General features: G+C 67.4%; 15 protein-coding genes and 1 pseudogene. 6 read left to right on the top strand and 10 right to left on the bottom strand.

What is annotated here, in order from left to right:
- The first annotated feature begins 1 nt into the window (after nt 1).
- Nucleotides 2-1,240: a glycosyltransferase family 4 protein gene (locus tag AL072_RS27520; RefSeq protein ID WP_045585605.1), complete on the top strand. Its 1,239-nt coding sequence runs from the start codon at nt 2-4 to the stop codon at nt 1,238-1,240.
- 38 nt (nt 1,241-1,278) lie between these two features.
- Here the strand turns inward: AL072_RS27520 and AL072_RS27515 are convergent, their stop codons facing one another.
- Genes AL072_RS27515 through AL072_RS27500 form a run of 4 tightly spaced genes read right to left on the bottom strand, consistent with a single transcriptional unit; the run spans nt 1,279 to nt 7,884 of the window.
- Nucleotides 1,279-2,571 carry an alginate lyase family protein gene (locus AL072_RS27515; RefSeq protein ID WP_082109363.1) on the bottom strand — a complete coding sequence of 431 codons (1,293 nt, stop codon included), beginning with the start codon at nt 2,569-2,571 and terminating at the stop codon, nt 1,279-1,281.
- Between the two features lie 5 nt (nt 2,572-2,576).
- Nucleotides 2,577-3,659 carry a glycosyltransferase family 4 protein gene (locus AL072_RS27510; protein ID WP_052710427.1) on the bottom strand — a complete coding sequence of 361 codons (1,083 nt, stop codon included), beginning with the start codon at nt 3,657-3,659 and terminating at the stop codon, nt 2,577-2,579.
- Entirely contained in the window at nt 3,656-5,587 is a 1,932-nt protein-coding gene (locus tag AL072_RS27505) for a glycosyltransferase family 2 protein (RefSeq protein WP_052710426.1), read from the bottom strand. The genes AL072_RS27510 and AL072_RS27505 overlap by 4 nt, the downstream gene beginning before the upstream one ends.
- Complete coding sequence (locus AL072_RS27500; protein WP_045585604.1) at nt 5,584-7,884, bottom strand: glycosyltransferase family 2 protein; 2,301 nt, start codon at nt 7,882-7,884, stop codon at nt 5,584-5,586. Before AL072_RS27500 ends, AL072_RS27505 begins: the two co-directional genes overlap by 4 nt.
- Nucleotides 7,885-8,166: 282 nt before the next feature.
- Here AL072_RS27500 and AL072_RS27495 point away from each other — a divergent pair, with 282 nt between their 5' ends.
- The 4 genes from AL072_RS27495 to AL072_RS27480 are packed head-to-tail and all read left to right on the top strand — an operon-like array spanning nt 8,167 to nt 16,052.
- On the top strand, nt 8,167-10,338 hold the full coding sequence (locus AL072_RS27495) for a peptidase domain-containing ABC transporter (RefSeq protein WP_045585603.1): 2,172 nt from the start codon (nt 8,167-8,169) through the stop codon (nt 10,336-10,338).
- Nucleotides 10,335-11,681 (top strand): HlyD family type I secretion periplasmic adaptor subunit, encoded by a 1,347-nt coding sequence (locus AL072_RS27490; RefSeq protein WP_045585602.1) that lies wholly within the window; start codon nt 10,335-10,337, stop codon nt 11,679-11,681. Before AL072_RS27495 ends, AL072_RS27490 begins: the two co-directional genes overlap by 4 nt.
- A gap of 1 nt (nt 11,682) precedes the next feature.
- Nucleotides 11,683-14,991, top strand: a complete 3,309-nt coding sequence (locus AL072_RS27485; RefSeq protein WP_052710425.1) for a methyltransferase domain-containing protein — start codon at nt 11,683-11,685, stop codon at nt 14,989-14,991.
- 2 nt (nt 14,992-14,993) lie between these two features.
- Complete coding sequence (locus AL072_RS27480; protein WP_082109360.1) at nt 14,994-16,052, top strand: rhamnan synthesis F family protein; 1,059 nt, start codon at nt 14,994-14,996, stop codon at nt 16,050-16,052.
- 22 nt (nt 16,053-16,074) lie between these two features.
- Here AL072_RS27480 and AL072_RS27475 read toward each other — a convergent pair whose 3' ends face one another.
- Both AL072_RS27475 and AL072_RS33830 read right to left on the bottom strand, forming a co-directional pair.
- Nucleotides 16,075-16,938, bottom strand: coding sequence for an IS5 family transposase (locus AL072_RS27475; protein WP_052710423.1), 864 nt, complete (start codon nt 16,936-16,938; stop codon nt 16,075-16,077).
- A 134-nt stretch (nt 16,939-17,072) separates the two neighbouring features.
- Nucleotides 17,073-17,186 (bottom strand): annotated as a pseudogene (locus AL072_RS33830) (ATP-binding cassette domain-containing protein); the annotation flags it as partial.
- Nucleotides 17,187-17,458: 272 nt separating this feature from the next.
- Here AL072_RS33830 and AL072_RS27470 point away from each other — a divergent pair.
- Complete coding sequence (locus tag AL072_RS27470; RefSeq protein WP_045585601.1) at nt 17,459-18,478, top strand: GntR family transcriptional regulator; 1,020 nt, start codon at nt 17,459-17,461, stop codon at nt 18,476-18,478.
- Nucleotides 18,479-18,488: 10 nt separating this feature from the next.
- On the opposite strand, the gene AL072_RS27465 is transcribed toward AL072_RS27470, so the two are convergent.
- From AL072_RS27465 to AL072_RS27450, 4 genes are all read right to left on the bottom strand, one after another.
- Entirely contained in the window at nt 18,489-19,337 is an 849-nt protein-coding gene (locus AL072_RS27465; RefSeq protein WP_045585600.1) for a fumarylacetoacetate hydrolase family protein, read from the bottom strand.
- An 83-nt stretch (nt 19,338-19,420) separates the two neighbouring features.
- Nucleotides 19,421-20,158, bottom strand: coding sequence for an SDR family NAD(P)-dependent oxidoreductase (locus AL072_RS27460; RefSeq protein WP_045585599.1), 738 nt, complete (start codon nt 20,156-20,158; stop codon nt 19,421-19,423).
- A complete protein-coding gene (locus AL072_RS27455; protein WP_082109399.1) occupies nt 20,155-21,390 on the bottom strand; it encodes an ABC transporter substrate-binding protein in 1,236 nt (411 codons plus the stop codon). Before AL072_RS27455 ends, AL072_RS27460 begins: the two co-directional genes overlap by 4 nt.
- 112 nt (nt 21,391-21,502) lie before the next feature.
- Entirely contained in the window at nt 21,503-22,267 is a 765-nt protein-coding gene (locus tag AL072_RS27450; RefSeq protein ID WP_045585598.1) for an acetoacetate decarboxylase family protein, read from the bottom strand.
- Nucleotides 22,268-22,304 lie beyond the last annotated feature (37 nt).

Below are 22,304 nucleotides of genomic sequence, written 5' to 3'. Positions count from 1 at the left end.
GTTGCGCTATCTCTTCATCCATCAGAACAGCCCCGGCCAATACCGCCATGTCGTGCGGCATCTGGCCTCCCGTCCCGGGAACCGGGTCGTGTTCGTGACCCAGAACGCGGCCCAACCGCTCCCCGGCGTCGAGATGCTGACCTACCAACCGTTCCGGCAGACCACGCCGGGGTTGCACCATTACCTTCTCGACCTGGAGGCGGGGGTGATCGCCGGTCAGATGGTGCATGAGCTGTGCCTGCGGCTGAAGCGGGAGGGCTTCACCCCCGATCTGGTGATCGGCCACAACGGCTGGGGCGAAACGCTCTACATCAAGGATGTCTGGCCCGATGTTCCGCTGCTGGCCTATTTTGAGTTCTTTTACCGATCCCGGCAGGCCGATGTCGGCTTCGATCCTGCGGCCCCCTTGCGGCCCAACGACGGGCCGCGGCTGCGTACCAAGAATGTCATCAACCTGCTGGGCGCCGATGCCGCGGACTGGGGCCAGACTCCGACAGCCTGGCAATGGTCGCTCTATCCGCCGGATATCGGCCGCCGCATCTCGGTGATCCATGAGGGGGTCGATACCCGGACGGTGACCCCCGATCCGCAGGCCCGTCTTCGTCTTCCCTGCGGACGGTCGCTCACAGCCGCCGACGAAGTCGTCACCTACGTCGCCAGGAATCTGGAACCCTATCGCGGTTTTCCAGAGTTCATGCGCGCCCTTCCCGGCATCCTGCGCCGCCGCCCGGCGGCGCAGGTGGTGGTCATCGGCGGCGACGAGGTCAGTTACGGCCCGCCGCTGGCCGGCGCCCCCTGCCACCGTGAGCGTCTGCTGGCCGAACTCGGTGGCCGGCTCGACACTGGCCGGGTTCATTTTCTCGGCCAGGTTCCTTACGGCACGTTCCTGTCGGCGTTGCGCGTCTCCTCCGCCCACGTCTATCTGACCTATCCTTTCGTCCTGTCCTGGTCGATGCTGGAAGCGATGGCCGCCGGTTGCACCGTGGTCGGGTCGGCGACGCCACCGGTGGCCGAGGTTGTGCGCGACGGCGAGAACGGCCGGCTGGTGGACTTCTTCGATACCGCCGCGCTGACCGACGCGGTGGTCGGCGTTCTCGGGAACGCCGACGCCCGCGCGGCGTTTTCAGCCGCCGCCCGCCGCACCGTGGTTGAACGGTACGACCTGACGACCGTGACCCTGCCGCGCTATCTCGACCTGCTCGACACGCTGCGCGATGGGCGGGTGCCGCCAGCTCCCTGATGCCGGCTCCCTGTTCGTGCCCCGCGCGGCGACGGGGTTCAGGGGGAAACGGGGTCGGGCGGGCTTGATTCGGAGGGAGGAAGCCAGCCGAAGGCGAGTTCCCAGCAGATCGGGTCACGGGTGGGGTGGGGATCGGCGCGCATGCCAGCGGGCTCGGGGATGTCGAAGAGAGTGGCGCCGGCCCGCACCAGGAGTCCAAGCTTTCCACGGCCGAGGCGCCGCCCGATGTTCCAGTCGCCGGCCTCCATGCTGCTCCCGTCGCGGCGCCAGACCCCGACGTCGTGTATGACGTCCCGAACCGCCCCCGCCAAAATCCGGTGGGCCGGTGAGCCGGGCGGGGCCGGATCGCATCCGCTGCGCCGGGCGAGATGGATGACCACGCACCAGGCTTGCAGGTTGTACAGCCGGTAATGAAGGGGGATGGAGCGCGTTTCCTCCTGCGGCTGCCGACCATCGGGCGTGAACTGGTCTGCGAGGCGGCCCCGGCAGCGCTCCACCGCCTTTTGGACGGCGTCGGCGTCTTTCAGGAAGGCCGCCAGCGACAGGGCCTGCATTTCGAAGCAGGTCCCATGATTGTTCTGGGCCGCGCATTCCTTGCGGCCGGAGTCGCTGCTTTCCAGCCATCCGGCGTAACGGCGGCACCAATCGGTGAGAGCCGCCCGATCCTCGTCCGGGAAGGCGCCGGCGGCGGAGAGCAGCGAAACCGCGTCCAGAAGGAAGGCGATCGCCTTCGCTTCCATCACTCCCGACGGGCGGCCACGGTTGCGGCGATGGACCCGCCGGACCTGGGCGTAATCCAGATTGGGATTCATTCCCGTCTGCTCGTCGAGGAACCAGGCGCGGACCACCGCCAGCGCCTTTTCCGCATAATCCGCCCGGCCGGTGAAATGGTGCGCCCAGGCCAGGACCGTCACATCGTCGAACACACCCTGGAACCGCGAGACGTCGAACTTGAGGCTTTCCGGCGCCCGCAGATCGGCTTCGGGCAGGCGTTCGCCGTCGCGCCGCTGGTAGGGAATACCGTCCTTGGTGTCGGGATCCGGCCACCAGTAGGGCGCCAGGCTGTGATAATCCCTGGGATCGCCGCTTGGCGCGCATTCGGTTTTCTGGAGGACGGTGCGCAAGGGGGTGCCGAGGGCCCGGTCGGCCGAATCGATCAGCGCCGCGAGGACCGCCCGCGCCCCGGCATCGCTCCGCCCGGCGGCATCCTTCAGCCGCTTGGCCAGCGCCGGATCGTAGAACCCCAGCCCGGAAAGGAAGGCCGGAGACCCCTCCACCGCAAGATGGCCGGAGGGGGAGGGAGAGGAAGCGTCGGGTGGAATGTTGCTCATGACTGTCACCGTGTGCCGAGAAGAACGCCAAGAACAGAAATGCAGGCCTTTTCCACATTGTAGTCGGCCGCCGTCGCCATGGCTGCCACGGCCATCGCCCGGCGGGTCGACGGGGCCTGGGCGGCATAGGCTTCGACCGTGTGGAACAGCCCGTCTTCGTCGCGGGTGTCGGCCAGATAGCCGTTTTCGCCGTGAACCACATATTCGCCGGCACCACCGTGAACCGGCAGCAGCGCTGCGGCGCCACAGGCCATCGCCTCCAGCCCGGTGCGGCCGAACGCCTGATAATCCGACAGATCGAGGAAAAGGTCGGTGCGCCTCAGGATCCGGGCCACCTGCTCGCGGATGATGCGGCCGTGGCGTTCGATCGCGGGATCCAGCATCAAGCCATGCTCACGCATTTCCTCCGGCCCGCAGCCGAAGACGACCAGCCGGACGCGGGATCCGAGTTCGGCCGCCAGCCGGTTCAGCAGGCGGCAGGTCCGGCGCGGCGCCCGACGCGGCGTGTGCGGACGCAGCATCGCGGCGAGGACCAGCTGGTCGCCGCCGCGCGCCGCGAGATAGGGGAAGTACACGCCGTGATCGATGCTGGCCTTCACCCGCGACACCCTTATGGAGTGCCGGGCCTCGACCGTGTCGCGGAGCCAGTCGGTCTTGGCCATCCCCTGGAGGATCCCGCCGAACTCGTAGGATCGGCAGGCCGCGGTCCAGTCCTCCGTCCCCGGATCGAAGAACAGCGGCTCATAATCCTGGATGTAATAGAAAAGCCTCGGCCGGTCGGCTTCGGGCAGGTGTTCCCAGGCGCCGATCACCGCCGGGACCGAGGTCGCCACCGTGCAGATCGCGACTTTCGATGTGGCGAGCAGCCCGGCGAGCCCGGCCGGGTCATCATAGGTGGCCAGCACAGGGGCGGCGGTCACGGCCGGCAGCCCGGCATAGGCCCCCGCGAACTCCGCATGATTGCGCCGGTCGACCGCGATGGAAACGTCTAGTCCCATGCGCAGGAGCCCGGCCGCCTCCTGCACGACGGAATTGGCCCCGCCGGTGTAGCCTGCGGCGGGCAGGATGTAGAGGATGCGTCCGATCACCGGTCGTCCCTCCCGCCGCTTCGGGCGAATGCGACTTCGAAGGCGTGGCGCACCGCGGCGAGGTCGGGTTGGGCGGCCATCGTCTCTTCGATGCCGTGGAGGCGAGCGCGGCCGTAGCGGACGGTCAGAATGGTATTGGCGCGCGCCGTCAGCGCGTTCCTCCGGTCTGTGCCGAAGCTCTGCGACTTCAGGTGGTGGACGTAGACGTGATCGGCTACCCGCATCGCGAATCCGGCATCGGCGGCGCGCAGGCAAAAGTCGTTCTCTTCGCCATAGCCGTCCGGGAACGCATGTTCGTCGAAGAGTCCGATGTCCTCGAACAGGCGCCGCCGGATGGCGAGGCAGAATCCGTTGAGGATTGGCACGGCCGGAAAGATCCGCCGCGAGACCGTCCGCAACAGCCGGGCGCGGTCCTCCGGGGTCTCCTCCGGGCCGAGCGCATGGACTGCCCAGCCTTCCGCGTTGCGGGTCCAGGGGACCGACTGCCAGCTCGCCGCGTTCGACATGGGACCGGCAATCATCGTCGCGGCCTCTCCGTCGCCACCGGTCTCCAGACATTCCAGGAGGCCGTCGAGCCAGCCGTGCGTCACCAGCGCGTCGGAGTTGAGGATCACCACCACATGACCGGCCGAGGATGTGACCGCCCGGTTGACCGCCCGTGTGTACCCCTCGTTGCGGCCGGATCGCATGACCCGTACCCAGGGATTTCCCGCCGCCGCGCTGTCAAGAAGTCGGGCCGTCTCCTCAAGGGAACCGTCGTCGACCAGCGTCAGCAGATGGGGACGCGGCGTGGCGGCACGGATCGCCGCCAGACAACCGGCGACCGCCTGCGGCGCGTTGAAGATCGGAACGATGATTTCCGGCACGTTCAGGATATCGGCGCAGATCCAGGATCCGTCCGCCGTGATCGCGGTGGGCCGGGCGGGGGCAACGGGCCGCTGCAAGGCCGTCCACTGCGCGCGGATCGCCGGATCCTCGAAGTCCCGCAGTCCGGTGGGGGCGGCATCCGGGTGCTGCCGGCCGAGCCTGAGGCCGGGCGGCGACAACGTGACGGTGCCGGTCCCCCGGAACTCCACGACCGCCACCGCGCGCCCGCCCTCCGCCCGGCAACGCCCGGCGGCGGCGTTCAGCACCGGCGCGTCGACCGCCACTGCGACCTGCTGCGTGCCGGGTGGAATTCGCCGGACGGCCGTCGTCCAGAAAAGGATGAGAGCGCCGTCCCTCACCATCCCGATCCCGACGGACAACCCGCTCCGTCGCCCGGCCTCCGATCCGGCCAGCGTGAAGGTCAGGGTGAGCGGTCCGGCCAGAACATAGGGGAACGGGCGCCATGCATGTATGAGACGAACCGCGGGCGAAGCATGAGCCGGCGGCGGGTCGGGCATCTCGAACCGCATACCCGCCGTCGTGCCGCCAAGCCCGTCGATGATGGCGCGGGCGGCGCGGACCTCCGCTGGAGTTTCCCCCACCGCTTCGAGCCAAAGGCCCGGCGCCGCCTCGTGCAGCCCGCCGCGCAGCACCGTTTCCCCTTCGGCCGCCCCGGCGAGGGCCGGATTGCAGGTCAGGTCGGTGTCCGGGGACGGCGCCGTCGCGTCGTCGTCGAAGCCCATGATCTCCAGCGGAGAGCCGTTGAGTTCCCGGCCGGATTCGGACAGCCGGGCAGACAGCGTCTGGCGCTGGCCGGTCAGAAGGCCGTCGGGCAGATCGAAGCGGAAGGCGCGGCACCCGTCGGCGATTCCTGCCGCCTTGAGATCCGCGCGGTACTGGTCGGCCACCGCCTTTCCGATCCGCCGGCCGTCGAGGAGGATGTCGACCATGTGGAATCCGTCGCCACCGTCCCACGCCCATCCGCTGAGGGTTTTCCCGTCGAAGCCGTCCAGATAGCCTTGGTCGGCGGTGGTGTTGCGGGGCTTGGTGGGGTGGGTCAAGGCGCCCTCCGCCGCCGGGGCGGGAGGGCCATGCCGCTGAAAGGCAGCCCGTCAAGGCCGAGATTGGGATTGTAGAAGGGGTCGTCGCCGATGATCCCCGCCCATCGCCGCTTCATGCATTCGTTCTCCCGCCACGCCTGACCGCGGCGGTGAGGGGCGGAGTCGGTGCCGCGCGTCGCCGATTCCCGGTGGAGGAGGGCGACCGTCGGGTCGAACAGCACCCGCTGTCCGGCCGCCCCGACCTTGAGGCAGTAATCGACGTCGTTGAAGGCGACCGGCAGATGTTCGGCGTCGAAGCCGCCAAGTTCCAGAAAAAGGCTGCGCCGGGTCAGGAGGAAGGCCGCGGTCACGGCCGAGACCTCATGGGGCACGGCAAGCCGCCCGTCATAGCCCGGTTCATCGCCTCGGGCATGGCGGAAGCTATGGTCGGCCAGCCCGTTCACCCCGAGGACGACGCCTCCATGCTGAACCATTCCGTTGGGATACAGCAGCTTGGGGCCGACCACGCCGATCTCCGGCCGGACGAAATGGGCGGTCAGGCGCACCAGCCAGTCGGCACCCGCATTCTCCGGAATCTCGATGTCGTTGTTGACGAAGGCGAGAATCTCGCCTCGCGCCTCCACGGCCGCGCGGTTGTTGATGGCGGCGTAATTGAACGGTCCAGGGCAGGGCAGAATGCGGATCCCGCCGCTCCGCGCCATCTGGGCGAAATAGCGCAGGGTTGCCGGATCCTGGCTGCCGTTGTCTGCCAGGATCACCTCGACCGCAGGATAGGCGGTGCGGTGCAGGAGGGTGTCGAGGCAGGCCTGCACCAGCGCGAGGGCGTCGCGGGTGGGCACGATGACGCTGACGGAGGGCGGTGCGCTCCGTGGCTCCCAGTCGATCGACCGGGCGTCGGGAACGGCTGTGGAGGCGGGGCCGACGCGTGCCGGTAGACCGCGTCGCGAGAGATGGCGTTCCACCGCCGCAGCCTCGTCCGGCCAGGCGGCTCCATCCGGGCGGGCGGCCAGGATGTGCGGGATATGGTGGACGCCGCCGCCCTCCGCCATGGCCGCCTCGACCGCCCGGAAAAACAGGTCGGCCGGGCCGTCATTGGGGTCTACCGCGCCCAGACGGGCACCGGCGATGGCGCAGGCCGGTCCGATGTAGTGGCGATGGAGGAAGAAGCTGTCGTTCCAGTCGGGAGAGAACAGCGGTTCCGGCCCGTCGTCCGTCATCCGCTCGTAATCGCCGTAGGCGATGCCGGCACCGCCGGCAAGCGCCGAGGTCAGCCGAACCAACGCATCCGGGGCGAGGGTTTCGCCGGCCAGAAGGGGAACCACCGCGAGCCGGTCGGCAACCAGTCCGCCGCTCCCGGCATCGAGGTCGCCGATCCGGCCTTCGGCGGAAAGGGACAGCACGCAATCCGGTGCGCGGCTTTGCGCGGCGAGGCTGGCTTCGGTTCGGGCGGAGGCGTCGTCGTCGTTTCCGATCACCAGGACCAGACACCGCCAGCCCTGGGGAGCGTCGGCCGGGGTCGCCGCCGTGCCGTACATCGCCTTCCAGGCCGGATAATCGCGAAACGGCAGCGAGGTCTGTCGTCCGACCGTCAGGCGGTCGAGCGCGCAGGCCAGGGCGGTGACCTGCGAGCGCAACTCTTCCTCACTGGCCGTCTCCAGCGTTCCGGCAGGAAGGGTCGGGATCCCCTCGACGGTCACCGTATCGGCGTTCAAGGGCCGTCCGGTTTCGCGCACCACGACCTGGACCGCGTGGGACGCGACATGGGCGAAGTCCGGCGGCAGGGTCACTCGAAATCCGTGCGCGCCGTCGCCGATACCGGCGTCCAGCAGGTCGCTGCGGAAGCGGTCGGCCCGGCCGGAGGCGATCACCCGGTCGCCAGCCATGAGGTCGACCGACAACCGGTCGGCGGGCGCCGCCGGGTCGTGAACCCAGCCAGAAACCGTCAGCCCCTCGACCCCATCGACATCCCCCCGGACGTGGCGGCGGGCGGGCGGAGCTCCCGGCTGTGGAGCGGGCCTGGAGCCGGGGAGAAGCCAGTCGGTGTTGGCGACACGAACCGCCATCGTGGATCCGGCCGCCGCCGAGCCCGGGCGCTGTCGGACGATCCGGAATCCCCTGGCGCTACGCCCGGCCGCCGCCCCGAGGTCGTGCCGGGGAAGGTCGGCGACCGCCGCAGCGACACCTTGGCCGTCGACGAGAAGCTCGACGACCACCGGACGTTCCGACGCTTCCAGGTCCACGACCCAGCCTTCCGCGAACCAGAGTCCGTCACCGGTTTCCGCGACGTTTTCGAACATGCCGAGGTAAGAACCCGCGGCCTGATGGATGTTTTGGGCGGCGAACGTCGCGGAGTCTATTTCACTCACGGGTCGACCCGATGGCTGGGGGCGGACAAGAGGGCGAATACCCGCAAATTGCCGTTCATCCTGCTTCAGGTCCAACGCATGCATCCTGCCAGGATTGCATTTCTTTTTAACTTAAATTGAGTAACATGGCTGGAGGGAAAACTACAGACCATAAATTCAAATGTTTCCTCTGCGGTGTGCCAAGGCGGTTGGATCGAGTTGGAGCGGCCGCAGATGACGGACGTATCCACGGCGGTCCCCTCCGGTCTGATGGCCCTGGTTCAGATCGCCCGCGTTCACGGCATACATCTGGCGGCTGATCGTCTGGCCCAGGATCTGGGCGGTGACAGGGAACCGTCTCTGCCGGGACTCGCCCGCCTGGCCGAGGCGAATGGGCTGGTTGCCCGCAAGGCCCGGCTGCGCTGGCGGCATCTTTCGGGCCTGGGGCGAGCGCTTCCTCTCCTCCTTCGCCTGAAGGACGGGCGGGCCATGGTTCTGACGGAGTTGCGCGCCGACGCCCGGCCCGCCGTCGCCGTGCTGCGCGATCCCGTCAGCCTGGAAGGCGCGCTGGTCTGTGTGGACGAGATGCGGCTGGCCGACGTCTGGGCCGGTGAGGCGCTTTTCCTCAAGCGCCGCCACCATCTCAACGACGAGGAGACGGCGTTCGGCTTCCACTGGCTTTTTCGGCAGGTGCTTCGCGAGAAGCGCATTTTCCGCGCCGTCGGGCTGTCGGCGGTGATGCTGGGCATCTTCGCGCTGGCTCCGCCGCTGATCTACCGCATCATCGTCGACAAGGTGCTGGTTCACCAGCGGCTTTCGACCTTGGCCGTGCTGGTGGGCACGATCGGTTTCTTCCTCGTCTTCGATACGGCCTTCGGTTATCTGAAGCGCCATCTGATCGCCCGCGGGACGGCCAGGATCGATGCCCGTCTCAGTCTTTACATCGTCGACAGGTTGCTGGGCCTTCCCATAGATTTCTTCGAGCGCAACTCGACCGGCGCCGTGACCCACCGGCTGGCTCAGGTCTGGCGGGTCCGCCAATTCCTGACCGGACGGCTGTTCGGCACGCTTCTGGACACGGTGACGCTGCTGGTGCTGATCCCGGCCATGGTGGCGCTCGATCCGCTGCTGTCGCTGTGGGTGCTCGGACTCGGGGCCCTGATGTTCCTCATCGTGGCGCTCTACATCCGTCCATTGGGGCGCGCCCATCGGCGGGTCGTGGAGGCGGAAGTCCGCAAGCAGGCATTCCTGGTGGAAGCCATCCACGGCATGCGAACCATCAAGGCCCTGGCGCTGGAACGGCGCAAGAAGGTGGAATGGGATGTCCGGGTGGCCGAGGCGGTACGGGCCAGCACGGCGTTCCAGGAATTGTCGAATCAGCCCCAGACCCTGTTGCAGCCGCTCGAAAAGGCCATCTATGCCGGTTCCCTGTGCTTCGGCTCCTATGTGGCGATCACCAGCGGTGAGCCGGTCTATGCCGGGACGCTGGTGGCCTTCGCCATGATTGCGTCGCGCGCGACCGCGCCCATCGTGCAGCTCGCCTCGCTGCTGCAGGAGATGCAGGAGATACGCGGAGCGGTGTCGGAGATTTCCCTGGTCGTCGATCATCCGGCCGAGGAGGGGCGGGGGCGGCGCGGCCTGCGGCCGGAGATGCGGGGGAGCATCGAATTCGTGGATGTCAGCTTCCGTTATCCCGGTGCCGCTTCTCCCGCCTTGGACGGGGTGTCGATGACGATCCGGCCGGGAAGCATCGTCGGGATCATGGGACGCTCCGGTTCGGGCAAGACCACCGTCACCCGGCTTCTCCAGGGGCTATACGCGCAATATGGCGGGCTGATCCGGATCGACGGGGTGGAGCTGCGCGAATACGACCTCGAGCATCTGCGGTCCAGCATGGGCGTGGTGCTCCAGGACAATTTCCTCTTCCACGGCACGATTCGCGACACCATCGCCGCCGCCCGTCCCGATGCCGGACCGGAAGAGATCGTTCGGGCCGCCCGGCTGGCCGGTGCCGAGGAATTCATCGAACGCCTGCCGCGCGGCTATGAAACGATGATCGAGGAGGGTTCGGCGAACCTTTCCGGGGGGCAGCGGCAACGTCTGGCGATCGCGCGGGCGCTTCTGAGCGACCCGCCGATCCTGCTCTTCGATGAAGCGACCAGCGCCCTCGACCCCGACAGCGAGGCGATCGTCAACGCCAACCTCAAGCGCATCGCCCAGGGGCGTACGCTGGTGGTGATTTCCCACCGGCTGGCCTCGCTGGTCGATTGCGATCAGATCCTGGTGTTCGAACGCGGCCGGCTGTGCGATGCCGGTCCGCACGAGGCGCTGTTGGAGCGTTCGGAGATCTACCGCCATCTGTGGTTCCAGCAGAACCGCCATCTGGATGCCCGGGTGCCGTCATGATGCGCCGCCGGTTCGAGGATCGCGACGCCCGCCAGTCGATCAACGACTTCCAGTCGGAAACCGCCGGGATCACCGGAGGGCGCGATCCGCTGGGCGCGCGCTTGGCCGTGATGCTGCTGGCGCTGATGGTGCTGTGCGGCATCGCGCTCGCTTCCGTCGGGAGGATCGACGAGATCGTGGAAGCGCGCGGACGGGTGGTGTCGCAGGCACCCACCCTGGTGGTCCAGCCGTTGGAAACCTCCATCGTCCGCAGCCTCGACGTCCGCGAAGGCCAGACGGTGCGGCGCGGTCAGGTTCTGGCTACCCTCGACCCGACCATCACCGCCGCCGACGCGGCGCAGCTCGAGCATCAGGTCGCCGCGCTGGCTGCTGCCGTCGCCCGGCTGGAAGCGGAGCGCGACGGCCGCATCTACCAGCCGACCGATGCCCAGGATCCCTTCCAGCAGCTCCAGGCCGCCATCGCCAGCCACCGTAGGGCGGAGCAGAAGTCAAAGCTTGCAACCTACGACCAGCGGCGGGAAGCGACGCTGGCGACCCTGGCCCGCGTCCGTGAGGAAATACGGCTCTACCGCACCCGTCTCAGCCTCCTAACCGAGGTCGAGCAGATGCGCATGGCCTTGGAGCAGAACAAGACCGGCAGCCGCCTCAACGTGCTGATGGCCAGCGACACGCGTGTCGAGATTTCGCGCAGCCTCACCGCCGCCGAGGGCAGCGCCAAGACCGCCCAGCATGAGTTGGACGCGCTTACCGCCGAACGGGAAGGGTTTCTCCAGCAATGGCTAGGGTCGGCCATTCAGGAACTCGTGACCAACACGGTAGACCTTGCCCATGCCCGCGAGGAACTTGCCAAGGCGCAGAGGCGCCGCGACCTCGTCGAGCTGAAGGCGATCGACGACGCGGTGGTGCTGGAAGTGGCGCGGGTGTCGGTCGGCTCGGTCCTGACATCGGCGCAGACGCTGGTTACGCTGGTTTCGGTGCGGGCGCCCCTGGAGGTGGAGGCCGACATCGCCGCCGCCGACCAGGGCTTTCTGAAAGTCGGGGATCGGGCGGAGCTCAAGCTTGACGCCTATCGATACGTCGAATATGGAACTGCCAAGGGGGTCGTGCGCACGATCAGCGGCGATTCCTTCTCCGTCACGGATCCCAAGGCGATGATCGGTCCCCGCTTCTACAAGGCGCGGATCACCGTCGACTCCTTGGCGCTGCGCCGGATGCCACCGGATTTCCAGCTGGTTCCAGGCATGACGCTGACCGCCGATATCATCGTGGGGTCGCGCACTCTGATCTCCTATGTGCTGGACCGCATCTGGGAAAATGTGGCGGAAGGAATGCGGGAGCCGTGAAGTGCTGACGAATGTCCTGTACCGGTTGTTCGGGCGGGAGGCACGGGCGCGCCGGCTCCATGCCAGAGCCCTCCGCCGGCACGGCCGGGGAGACACGGCGGGTGCCACGCGGGATTGGCGAACCGCCGCGGCGGCCGGCTGTGCCGAAGCCCAGTTCCGTCTGGGCGGCTCCTTCGATCGTGGCGACGGCGTTCTCGCCAACGCGCTCGACGCCGTCCGGTGGTATCGTGCCGCTGCCGAGCAGGGGCACGCCGACGCTCAGGCCCGGCTGGCCGAATTGTGCTTCCACGGTTCCGCCCAGACGCCGGGCACCGCCCCGACGGCGGCGGTACTGAATACGCTCTATCCCAATGGCGTCGGTTTGGACCGCGATGTCGGCGAGGCGGTGCGCTGGGCGCGCGTGGCGGCGGAGCGGGGGGTGGCGTCGGCGCAGGCGCTTCTTGGCTGCATCCTGTCGAACGGCGTCGATCGCGCGCCGGATTACGGTGAGGCGCGGCACTGGTACGAGCGGGCGGCGGAGCAGGGGCATGCGGGCGGTCAGCTCGGTCTCGGCACGCTTCTGGCCGGAGGCTATCTCGGTCCGCCGGACCCGGCCGGCGCTGCGGTCTGGTTCGCCCGCGCCGGGGCGGGCGGAGAGAAGGCGGCGTTCTACTTTCTCGGGCTCATTCACGCCCGCGGGCTTGGCGGGCCGCAGGATTTCGCGAAAGCGGCCGACTGTTTCCGGGAAGCCGCCGAGGCGGGGATGGCGGCGGCCCAACGGGCGCTCGGCACGCTGACCCTTCACGGCCAAGGCATCCCGGCGGATCGGACGAACGGCGAAAGCTGGCTGCGCCGCGCCGCCCTTCAAGGCGATGCCGACGCGATGGTGGCGCTCGGCGATCTTCATGGCTCCGATACCGGCGGCGTTCCCTCCAATCCGGGAGAGGCGGCGGGCTGGTATCGCATGGCGGCCGAACTGGGCCATGGGGAGGCCCAGCGCATCCTGGCCGGGCTCCACCGGATCGGACGCGGAGTCTCCCGCGACATGGACACCGCCGTCCGCTGGCTGGAACGCGCCGCCGAAAACGGGGATGTTCCCGCTCAGGTGGAACTGGGCACGCTTCACGCAGGGGGCGCCTTCGCCGGCGCCGATCCGGCCCGCGCCATCGATTGCTTTTCCCGCGCCGCAGAGGCCGGCAGCGCGGACGCCCTGTGCAATCTCGGTCTCGTGCACGCCATGGGGATCGGTGTTCCCCGCGATCCCGTGGTTGCCGTGTCGTGGTACGAGCGGGCGGCGGCGGCGGGCAGCGCCGATGCCGCCTTCCGGCTGGGTGCCCTGTACGCCGCCGGAGACGGGGTGCCGCGGGACGACCGGGCGGCAGTGAACTGGACCGTCCGGGCCGCCGAAGCCGGCCATGCCGGTGCCCGGACCAATCTCGGTCGATTTTATATGCACGGTCTTGGAGTGCCAGCCGATCCGACGGCGGCCCGGCGATGGCTGGAGTTGGCGGCGGGCCAGAGAGAGAGCGCGGCGATGGAAGCCCTGAAGGAGCTTGACGAACCCATGATCGACTGGCGCCCCGGAGAGCCGGTCGAGCAATCCTGTCCGATTTGCTCGGCCGGCGGGGCCAAACCCCATCGCCTCACCATCCGCCACACCACCGGACAAGGGCGCCTTTACCGCCTTCATGACTGCCCGGTCTGCGGAAGCGCCTTTTTCGACCCACCTCCGGACGGGGATTACGAACAAGGCACCGACGCCGAAAGCTACATCAAGTTCTACGTCGAACAGGGCGGCGGGCCGGACGTCATGCTGGAGCCGACCGCCATTCTCGACCTGCTGCCGATTCGCCGCTGCCTGGAGATCGGTTGTGGTTACGGCTTCTCCCTCGACTACGGCGCCCGAGAGCGCGGCTGGACCGTCCGTGGCTATGACCCCGGCCTGTTCGCACGCGCTGGACGGGAGGCTCTTGGGCTGGACATCCGGCATGCCTATGTCGGCGCGCAGGGCATGCCGGAGGAAACCGCGGCATGGGATGCCGTGGTCGCCTCCGAAGTGATCGAGCATCTGGCCGACCCCGGCGCCTTTCTGGCGGAAGCGCGAGGAATGCTGTCGGCGGGCGGGGTGCTGGTGCTGACCACGCCGAACGCCGCCGCGATCGATCCCGCCACGGAGGCAGGCACCCTGCTGCCGCTTCTCAGCGTGGGCTATCATATCGTGCTTTTCTCCGCCGGTGCGCTGAAGGACGCGCTGGAGCGCGCCGGCTTCGCCCATGTGCGGGTCGAGGAGGAGCATCACCGTCTGCGTGCCATTGCTTCCGACCGGCCGCTGCCCGCCACCCGTCCTTTGGACCGGGCCGCCTACGAACGCTATCTGGAGGGGCGAACCGCCCTGCACGTGGCCGGGACGCCACTCGGTGACGGGTTCCGGCACCGTCTTCTCAAGGAGCGGGTGAACGCCGGCCGCTATCGCGAGGCCGAGGCGATTTTGGAGGCATTGCGGCAGGGCTGGATGTCCGCCTACGGCTTCGACCTTGCCGTGCCCGAAGGAATCGTCCTGCCCCAGCCGGGCGAGGCGACCTTCACCGATCTGGCGGAGCGGTTTCCCTTCAACCTTTGCGGCGTGCTCCATGCCCAGGGCATCGTTCAGCGCAATGCCCGCGGTGACGCTGCCGGTGCGGCGCGCTCCTTCGGGGCGGCGGCGGCCTTCGCGGCCCGTCTTCGGACGGTGCTGCAGGGTATGGGCACCGATGACGGCGAAACCGCGGACCTTGCCGCCAACGCCCAGTGCGAAAGGGTGACGGCCTTGGCCGTGACCGACGCCGGTGAAGCGCTGCGCGCCTGGCACGACTTGCGGCAGGTTGGAAGCGGCGCATCCGCCTCGGTGATTTCGGCGGAGCGCACAGAAAGGACGCGCGGCCGGCTGATCGTCACTTTGGTCAATACAGGCGCCTACGAGGCCGCCGCCACATTGGTTGCCGAGGGCGACGATATTCCCGACGGGGACGGGGGCGAGAATTACGGCGAGCGCTTGTCGCTGGCCTTCGCGATCGGGATGTTGCGTCTCAACCATAGTGCCGATCCCGTTGGGGCGGCGGCGGCGTTCGGTCGGCTCTGGGCGGCCTGCCGGATCGATCCCGCAGCGGCACCTGTCCTGTTCTGGCCGTCCCGCCACCATGAGGGGTTGGCGCTCGAACGGGCCGGGCGGATGGACGAGGCCCGTGAGGCGGCAAGGGATCTGATGACGGCGAGCCCGGCGGCGGGTGGAGGCCAGTTGCCGGAAATTCCCGCCGCCGGCCGCGAGTGGGCGGACCGGCTGTTGGGGGCCTGACGATGACGAGCGCTTTCAGGTTTGCCCCGATCTCTGTATGTGCGGTTCGGCTTTGGCTGTTCCTCGAACGCATGGGGGCGCATGCCTGTGCCTATATCGCCTTTCTCCTGAGTTGGCTGAACCACCGCAGCGGCTGCATCGAAGAGTACTGGGACGGGGGATATCCTCTGCCGGTCGGCGGAAGGATCGCGGTGTTCGTGCATTACGACCGGCACGGGGTCGTCCACGACTATGTTCTCTATCATCTGGCGGAACTGCGCCGCGCGGGCTTCGCCATCGTCTTTGTCAGCAACGCGCCGTTGCTGGTCCCGGACGCGCTCGTCGCGCTGAAGGGCTACTGCGCGGTGATCGCCCGGCGGCGCAACCTGGGCTATGACTTCGGAGCCTTCAAGGACGGGTTGACCTTGATCGGCGACATCGAGGCGCTGGACGAACTTCTGCTGGTCAACGACAGTGTTTATGGTCCCTTCGGCGACCTGTCGGCCCTTCTGGAGCGGACGGACGCGGAGCGGGCCGTCGTCTGGGGCATCACCGACAGTTGGGAACACGGCTACCACCTTCAAAGCTACTTTCTTCTCTTCAAGCAGCGCGCCCTGCGCAGCCAGGCTTTCCGGCGCTTTTGGCGCAGCGTGCGTTACGTGCAGTCCAAGACCTGGGTGGTGCGGCGGTACGAGATTGGTCTGTCACGGGCGCTGATCCGTGACGGGCTGCGCTGCGCCGCGCTCTTCCCCTACCGCCAAGCGGCTGCGGAGATCAGGGAGGCGGTGCGCATCGGAGACCTTCTCACCTCTCCTTTGCTCGATCATCGCCACCGCGATTATTTGGCGGTGCTGTGTCATGCCGTCGACCAGGGCCAGCCGCTGAACGGTAGCCATTATTTCTGGGATTACCTGATCACCGAGATGGGCTGTCCGTTCCTCAAACGTGAACTTCTTCAGAAGAATCCGGCGCGTGTACCCTTCGTCCATCGCTGGGAATCGGTCGTGGCGTCCGGCAGCAACTACGACCCCGATCTCATACTGCGCCATCTGGAGGGCGCGTCGCGAAACCGTTCCGTGTAAACTCAGAAGCTGTTTGCAGCAGTTATGCGCTGACCTCCTGGGGAACGAACCGCTTCAGGTGCCGTGCGAGGATCGAGATAAAGGCGATTTGGACGAAAGCGACGAGGTGCTCCTTCGTCCGCTCGACGATGGTGTTCAATCTCCGGTAGCGTCGGATCCAGCTGAAGGAGCGCTCCACCACCCAGGCGATCTCGGTCGGGATGAATACCCCCTTGCGGCCGCGGGCGATCGGCCGGACCGTGATGCCGAACGTTTCCGCGGCTTTGGCCAGACGTTCGCCGCGATAGCCGAGATCGCCGATGGCCGGCCCTTGGAAGCCACATCCGGCGAACTGGCGCAGCACCGGCACGATGCCTCTGGTGTCGTGCACGTTGGCCGGCGCTGCATCGATCGCCAGCGGAATGTCGTACTTCTCGACGGCAATATGGACCTTCACGCCACGGATCTTCTTGCCGCCGTCCACGCCACGCGCAAAGCAACTCGGAGCCGCTGGGCAGGTGCGGCTGTCGATCACCACCGCGCTCGGCTCCGCCGTATCGCCGCAGGCCAGACGCCATGTGCGGCGCAGCCGATCGAGCAAGCGGCGCCACAGCCCAAGCCGTGTCCAGCGGGCGAACAGAGTGTACAGCGTGCCAAACGGGATGTCGGTGAGCTGGCCGATGGCGCGCCATTGCATGCCGCAGAAGCCGACGCACCAGATGGCCATGATTGCCTTGCGCAGCCCGGCTCCGGTGAGAGACGCTTTGGGCCCCGGTGCGGGCGGACGCGTGCCGTCGGCCGCCATCGCCGCCGGTTCGACCAGCACCTCCTCGACGAAGGCATCGACGTCGGAGAACGCGTCCCAGGACGCCGGCGTGGTGCTTGCGGGACGAAGGGCGCTGCCCATGAAATGTGGCTCGAATGGCTGTTGACGATGCCCACCGCCCTACCAGACCAGCCGCCCGGCGCAACACCTCTCTTCAGCTTAAAGTAGCATCCCGCTCAGCACCGGCTGGCACAAGCCCGCTGCAAACAGGTTCTGAACACCGTGCTCTTGCCGGCGCCGTTCGGGCAGATCAGCGCATGGATGGTGCCGCGGCGAACCTGCAGGTTCACCTCCTTGACTGCGACGAAGCCCTTGAACTCCTTTGTCAGGTTGCGCGCTTACAGGATGATGTCGTCGGGGGCGGGCAGGAAACCGGAGCGATTGGTATCGTTCCGTGCATCCGGATCGTTCAAAGCGGCAGTTGTTTGTGTATAGTGCATCCAAAGTTCCTCAATCAATCGTTCAGTTGCTTGACAATTCGAGTTCCCTCATGCTGTGGATGGATGGCCTCGCATGGCGTGGGAGATGTGCAGGAATGGCGGCGGCTGATCATGATTGTAGCGGTTGAAAGCCCGTCTCCCGTTGTCATCAAGGCGATCCAATGAAAAGCGCGATTCTGACAGACGAGTGCTCCGAAGGCGGCGACAGGACGGTATCGCTGCAGGAGCGCGCGTATCTATTGCTGAAATCCATGATCGCGGACGGACGGATCGTTGCCGGCGAGCGGTTGCAGGAAGCCCAGGTCGCCAAGGCTTTCGGCATCAGCCGCTCACCGGCCCGGCATGCCCTGCGCTCGCTCTGCGCCGACCGCATCCTCGATGAACATGACGGCAAGGGGTTCGTCGTTGCCGGCAAGGACGAAACCGGTGGCGACGGGCCGCTCGCCACCCTTGACCCGGTCAAGATCCAGGCGACGCCGCAATGGGAACGCATCTACAAGGAGGTGGAGCAGGAGCTTTTCATCCGTATCCTGTTCGGGGCGGTGAGGATCAACGAAAAGCAGCTGGCACTGCATTTCGATGTCAGCCGGACGGTGACGCGCGACCTGCTGGCCCGCATGCATGGCATGGGGCTGATCGAAAAGGACAATGCCGGCCACTGGCTGGCACGGCGCATCACGCCGGAACACATCCGCGATCTCTACGAGATGCGTCGCCTTCTCGAACCCCAGGCGCTGCTGAAGGCGTTGCCCTGCATCGCGGCGGCGGAATTGCGCAAGGCCCGGGCGAACATCCGGCAGGCGCTGGACCATTCCAGTCCCAGCAGTTCCGCCTTCGATCAGGTGGAGCGCGACCTGCATGTCGGCATTCTCGGCTTCTGTCCCAACAAGGAGATCCTGCGGGCGCTGGAACGGACCCATATGGTCTTCGGTCCGACGCGCTACCTGTTCCATCCGTTCCTCGGCGTTCCCGTCGAAATGATCGAGGGAGCGCTCAGGGAGCATCTGGACATCGTCGAACGGGCCCTGCGCGGCGATGCCGGCGGTGCGGCGCAGGCTCTCCACGATCATCTGAAGGTCGCCGACGACCGCTGGCTGAAGCGGTTCGAGATCATCGCCAGCACCACGCAGCTGCAGTTCCCTCCCTATCTCGCGCCTGGAGACGCGCCCGGCCGGTCCTGAACCCCGCGAATCATCCGGGCCATGCCACGACGCGCTGGCGCTGTTGGCCGAGGCCTTCGATGCCGAGCGCAACTTCGTCGCCCGGCTTCAGCCAGACCGGTTCCGGCTTCATGCCCATGCCGACCCCCGGCGGGGTTCCGGTGGCGATGACGTCGCCCGGACGCAGGGTCATGTAGGCGCTGCAATAGGACACCAGCGTCGCCACGCCGAAGATCATGGTGCGGGTGTTGCCGGACTGCATCCGCCGGCCGTTCACGTCCAGCCACATGTCGAGGGACTGCGGGTCCGGTACCTCGTCCGCCGTCACCAGCCAGGGACCGATGGGCGCGAAGCTGTCGCATCCCTTGCCTTTGTCCCACTGCGAGGACTGCATCTGGAACGCGCGTTCCGACACGTCGTTCATCACGCAATAGCCGGCGACATGGTCGAGTGCCCGATCCTCGCTGACATAGCGGGCCTCGCTGCCGATCACGACGGCAAGCTCCACCTCCCAGTCGAGCTTGGTCGAATGGCGCGGCTGGATGGTGTCGTCGTCCGGCCCGCAGATCGCCGTGGTCGATTTCAGGAAGATGATCGGCTCGGACGGGATGGGAAGGCCGGTTTCCGCCGCATGGTCGGAATAATTGAGCCCGATGCAGACCAGTTTGGAGATGCCGCGGTACGGCACGCCCAGGCGCGGCGTGCCTGGAACCAGCGGCAGGCTGTCGGGATCGATGGCGGCGAGCGCGGCAAGCCCGGCAGGCGAAAGGTCGTCCGCCGTGATGGCGTCGCGGAGGGCCGAGAGGTCGCGCAACCGCCCCTGGCCGTCGATCAGGCCGGGCTTTTCACGGTTCGGGTCGCCGAATTGGCAGAGCTTCATGGCAAGGTAATCCTGGCTGGTCGTCCGCCGTTCCACGGCGTCGATCTGGGAAAAGGGGAGGGAACCGCCGCCCGGGCGGCCCTTCAGGCAATCGTGGCGCCGGCGTCCACGGTCCAGGCGGCGCCGTTGACATGCTTCGCCTTGTCCGACAGCAGGAAGGCGATCACGGTCGCGATGTCGTCGGGCTTGCCGTAGGCAGCGGCTCCGGCACGGCGGATGCCGCCCGACCGCCGCGCCTGTTCGTCCAGCGATTCGATCATCCGTGTTTCGACCGGGCCCGGAAGGATGGCGTTCACCCGGATCGCGGTTCCTGCCACGTCGAGCGCCGCCACGCGGGTCAGGCCCAGCACCGCATGCTTGGTTGCGACGTAGCCGGCCAGCCCGGCCCGGCCGCGGACGGCCGAGGTCGAGGCGGTGTTGACGATGGCACCCGCCCCGCGCGGGATCATGCGGGCGAGGACATGCTTCAGGCCCAGGAAGACGCCCTTGGCGTTGACCTGGAGCAGACTGTCGAACACCTCGTCCGGATAGAGATGGATCGGGGCGACGACCCCCTCGATGCCTGCATTGTTCGCGAAGGCGCTGATCGGCCCAAGTTTTCGTTCCACCCGGTCGACGCAGGCGGCGACTTCTGCACCGTCCGTCACGTCGGTCCGCAGGAAGAGCGCCCGGCGTCCGGCGTCCTCGACCAGGCGGGCCGTCTCCTCCCCCTGCGGAACGTCCAGATCGGCGATGGCGACGTCGGCACCGTCGCGGGCGAGGGCGAGCGCGGTCGCCCGGCCGATGCCTCCGCCGCCGCCGGTCACCAGGGCGACGCTCACGACTTCACCAGCGAGCAGCCGCCCTCCGCCAGCGGGCGCCAGACCTGGGCCGCCGGAATGACCTTCCGGACATGGTAGTAGTCCCACGGATACTTGGATTCGTCCGGCTTCTTGACCTCGAACAGATACATGTCGTGCAGCTTGCGGCCGTCGACGCGGATGCTGCCCTTGCCGAACAGCGGGTCGTCGGTGGGCATCGCCTTCATCTTCTCGACCACCGCCTTGCCGTCGGCGGAACCGCCCGCCGCCTCGGCCGCGCGCAGATAATGCAGAACCGAAGCATAGGCACCCGCCTGGAGCGCGCTGGGCTTGCGGCCACCGTTGCGTTCGGCGAAGCGATTGCTCCAGGCGCGCGTCTGGTCGTTGAGGTCCCAATAGAAGGCCTCGGTGAATTGCAGCCCCTGCACCACCGGCAATCCCAACGCATGCACGTCGTTGACGTAGAGCACGGTCGCGACCAGCCGCTGGCCGCCGCTGGTGATGCCGAACTCCACCGCCTGCTTGATCGAGTTGATGGTGTCGCCGCCAGCGTTGATCAGCCCGATGACCTGGGCCTTGGACGCCTGCGCCTGGAGCAGGAAGGAGGCGAAATCCTGGGTGTTGAGCGGGGTGCGCACGCTTCCCACCACCTGCCCGCCCATCTTCGTGACAACGTTCTTGACGTCCAGTTCCATTGCGTGGCCGAAGGCGTAGTCGGCGGTCAGGGTGAACCAGCTCTTGCCGCCGGATTCGACGACGGCGGTCGCCGTGCCGGTCGCCAGGGAATAGGTGTCGTAGGTCCAGTGGATGGTGTTCGGCGAGCAGCTTTTCCCGGTCAGGTCGGACGAGGACGGGCCGGAGGCCAGCATCACCTTGTTCTTGTCGCGGACGATGTTGCCGACGGCCAGCGCCACGGCCGAATTGGGCACGTCGACGATGACGTCGACGCCCTCGCGGTCGATCCACTCCCGCGCCGTGGCCGCGGCGATGTCGGCCTTGTTGAGGTGGTCGGCGCTGATGACTTCGATCGGCCGCGTCTTCCGGCCGGCGGTGAAATCCTCGATCGCCATCTGCACCGCGCTGATCGACCCGTTGCCGGTGATGTCGGCGTAAAGGCTGGACATGTCGGTCAGCACGCCGATCTTCAGCGGTGCCTGCTGCGCCTGTTGCGCCTGCGCGCCGACGCCCGACAGGCAGAGCATGCCGATGGCCGACACCAGGACGTGCCGGCGGTGGAATCCCTTGCTGTTCATGGACATTGTTTCCTCCCAACGGTTCGGCGGCGCAAGGACGCTGCAAGGGGGATGCCCCGCCGGAAGCGATGCTTCTTTCTTGTGTCTGTTCAGGGCTGCCGGCGCGAACCGGTCAGGGGATCAGGCGCTTCAGCAGGCGCCGGTCCTCGACCGCGAAGCCGCCGCCATAGACGTCGGACGCCATGAAATGCGCGCCGAGGATCTCCGGTTCGAGCGCCGCGATGGGATCATACTCCGAGGCATGCAGCGTCATCGTCGCCCGCCCGGTGCGGGGCGGCGAATATTCCAGCGGGGTGCGGCGGTAGACGATGTCCGCATAGACGGGTTCGGGCCGTTCCGGGTGCGGAACGCGGCGCACATGGATCTCGCCGGCCGGCTGCTCGTCCTCCTCGACCAGCCGCACGGCCGGCGCGGTATCGTCGGGCGTGAAGGTGAAGTCGGCCAGCGGCGTTCCGCGGCGCTTGACCCAGCCTTCGATGCTGCCGTCGGCGGCCTCGTCGAACCGGTAGGTCGCATCCTTCTTCGTGTAGCCGAACACCTCCCGGCCGGCCGCGATGCCCATGGGGTCGGAGCAGTACATGAAGATGTGCGTATGGGTGAACAGGCCGTCGTAGCGCACCGGCACCGAAACCATGAGGTCGAACATTTCTCCGGCATGCAGGGCCAGCGTGTGCCCGGGCGACAGCATGAACCGGAAGGCGACGCGATCGTTGACGAGTTCGAACGGCGTGTCCGCCAGCAGCTTCGCCACCTTGGACTGCTCCACGCGGGTCACGACCTCGACCGTGCGCAGCGGGCATTCCCATTCCAGCGGATAGGCCGGCGCGTAGGGCGGGTTGACCCCGCTGTTCTCGTGCATCTTGTACTTACCGAACATCACGTTTCCTTCCTCGGTCGAAGTCTTGGTATTCGAA

Source organism: Azospirillum thiophilum, assembly GCF_001305595.1.
GTDB lineage: Bacteria > Pseudomonadota > Alphaproteobacteria > Azospirillales > Azospirillaceae > Azospirillum > Azospirillum thiophilum.
The sequence above is the reverse complement of the archived record's forward strand: the minus strand, read 5'-3'. Positions and strand labels throughout refer to the sequence as shown.

What these genes read in the sequence shown, in the direction of transcription:
- AL072_RS27470 (WP_045585601.1), top strand. Translation starts at nt 17,459, where the DNA reads ATGAAAAGCGCGATTCTGACAGACGAGTGCTCCGAAGGCGGCGACAGG.
- AL072_RS27450 (WP_045585598.1), bottom strand. Translation starts at nt 22,267, where the DNA reads ATGTTCGGTAAGTACAAGATGCACGAGAACAGCGGGGTCAACCCGCCC.
- AL072_RS27515 (WP_082109363.1), bottom strand. Translation starts at nt 2,571, where the DNA reads ATGAGCAACATTCCACCCGACGCTTCCTCTCCCTCCCCCTCCGGCCAT.
- AL072_RS27455 (WP_082109399.1), bottom strand. Translation starts at nt 21,390, where the DNA reads ATGAACAGCAAGGGATTCCACCGCCGGCACGTCCTGGTGTCGGCCATC.
- AL072_RS27495 (WP_045585603.1), top strand. Translation starts at nt 8,167, where the DNA reads ATGACGGACGTATCCACGGCGGTCCCCTCCGGTCTGATGGCCCTGGTT.
- AL072_RS27465 (WP_045585600.1), bottom strand. Translation starts at nt 19,337, where the DNA reads ATGAAGCTCTGCCAATTCGGCGACCCGAACCGTGAAAAGCCCGGCCTG.
- AL072_RS27475 (WP_052710423.1), bottom strand. Translation starts at nt 16,938, where the DNA reads ATGGGCAGCGCCCTTCGTCCCGCAAGCACCACGCCGGCGTCCTGGGAC.
- AL072_RS27490 (WP_045585602.1), top strand. Translation starts at nt 10,335, where the DNA reads ATGATGCGCCGCCGGTTCGAGGATCGCGACGCCCGCCAGTCGATCAAC.
- AL072_RS27480 (WP_082109360.1), top strand. Translation starts at nt 14,994, where the DNA reads ATGACGAGCGCTTTCAGGTTTGCCCCGATCTCTGTATGTGCGGTTCGG.
- AL072_RS27500 (WP_045585604.1), bottom strand. Translation starts at nt 7,884, where the DNA reads ATGTTCGAAAACGTCGCGGAAACCGGTGACGGACTCTGGTTCGCGGAA.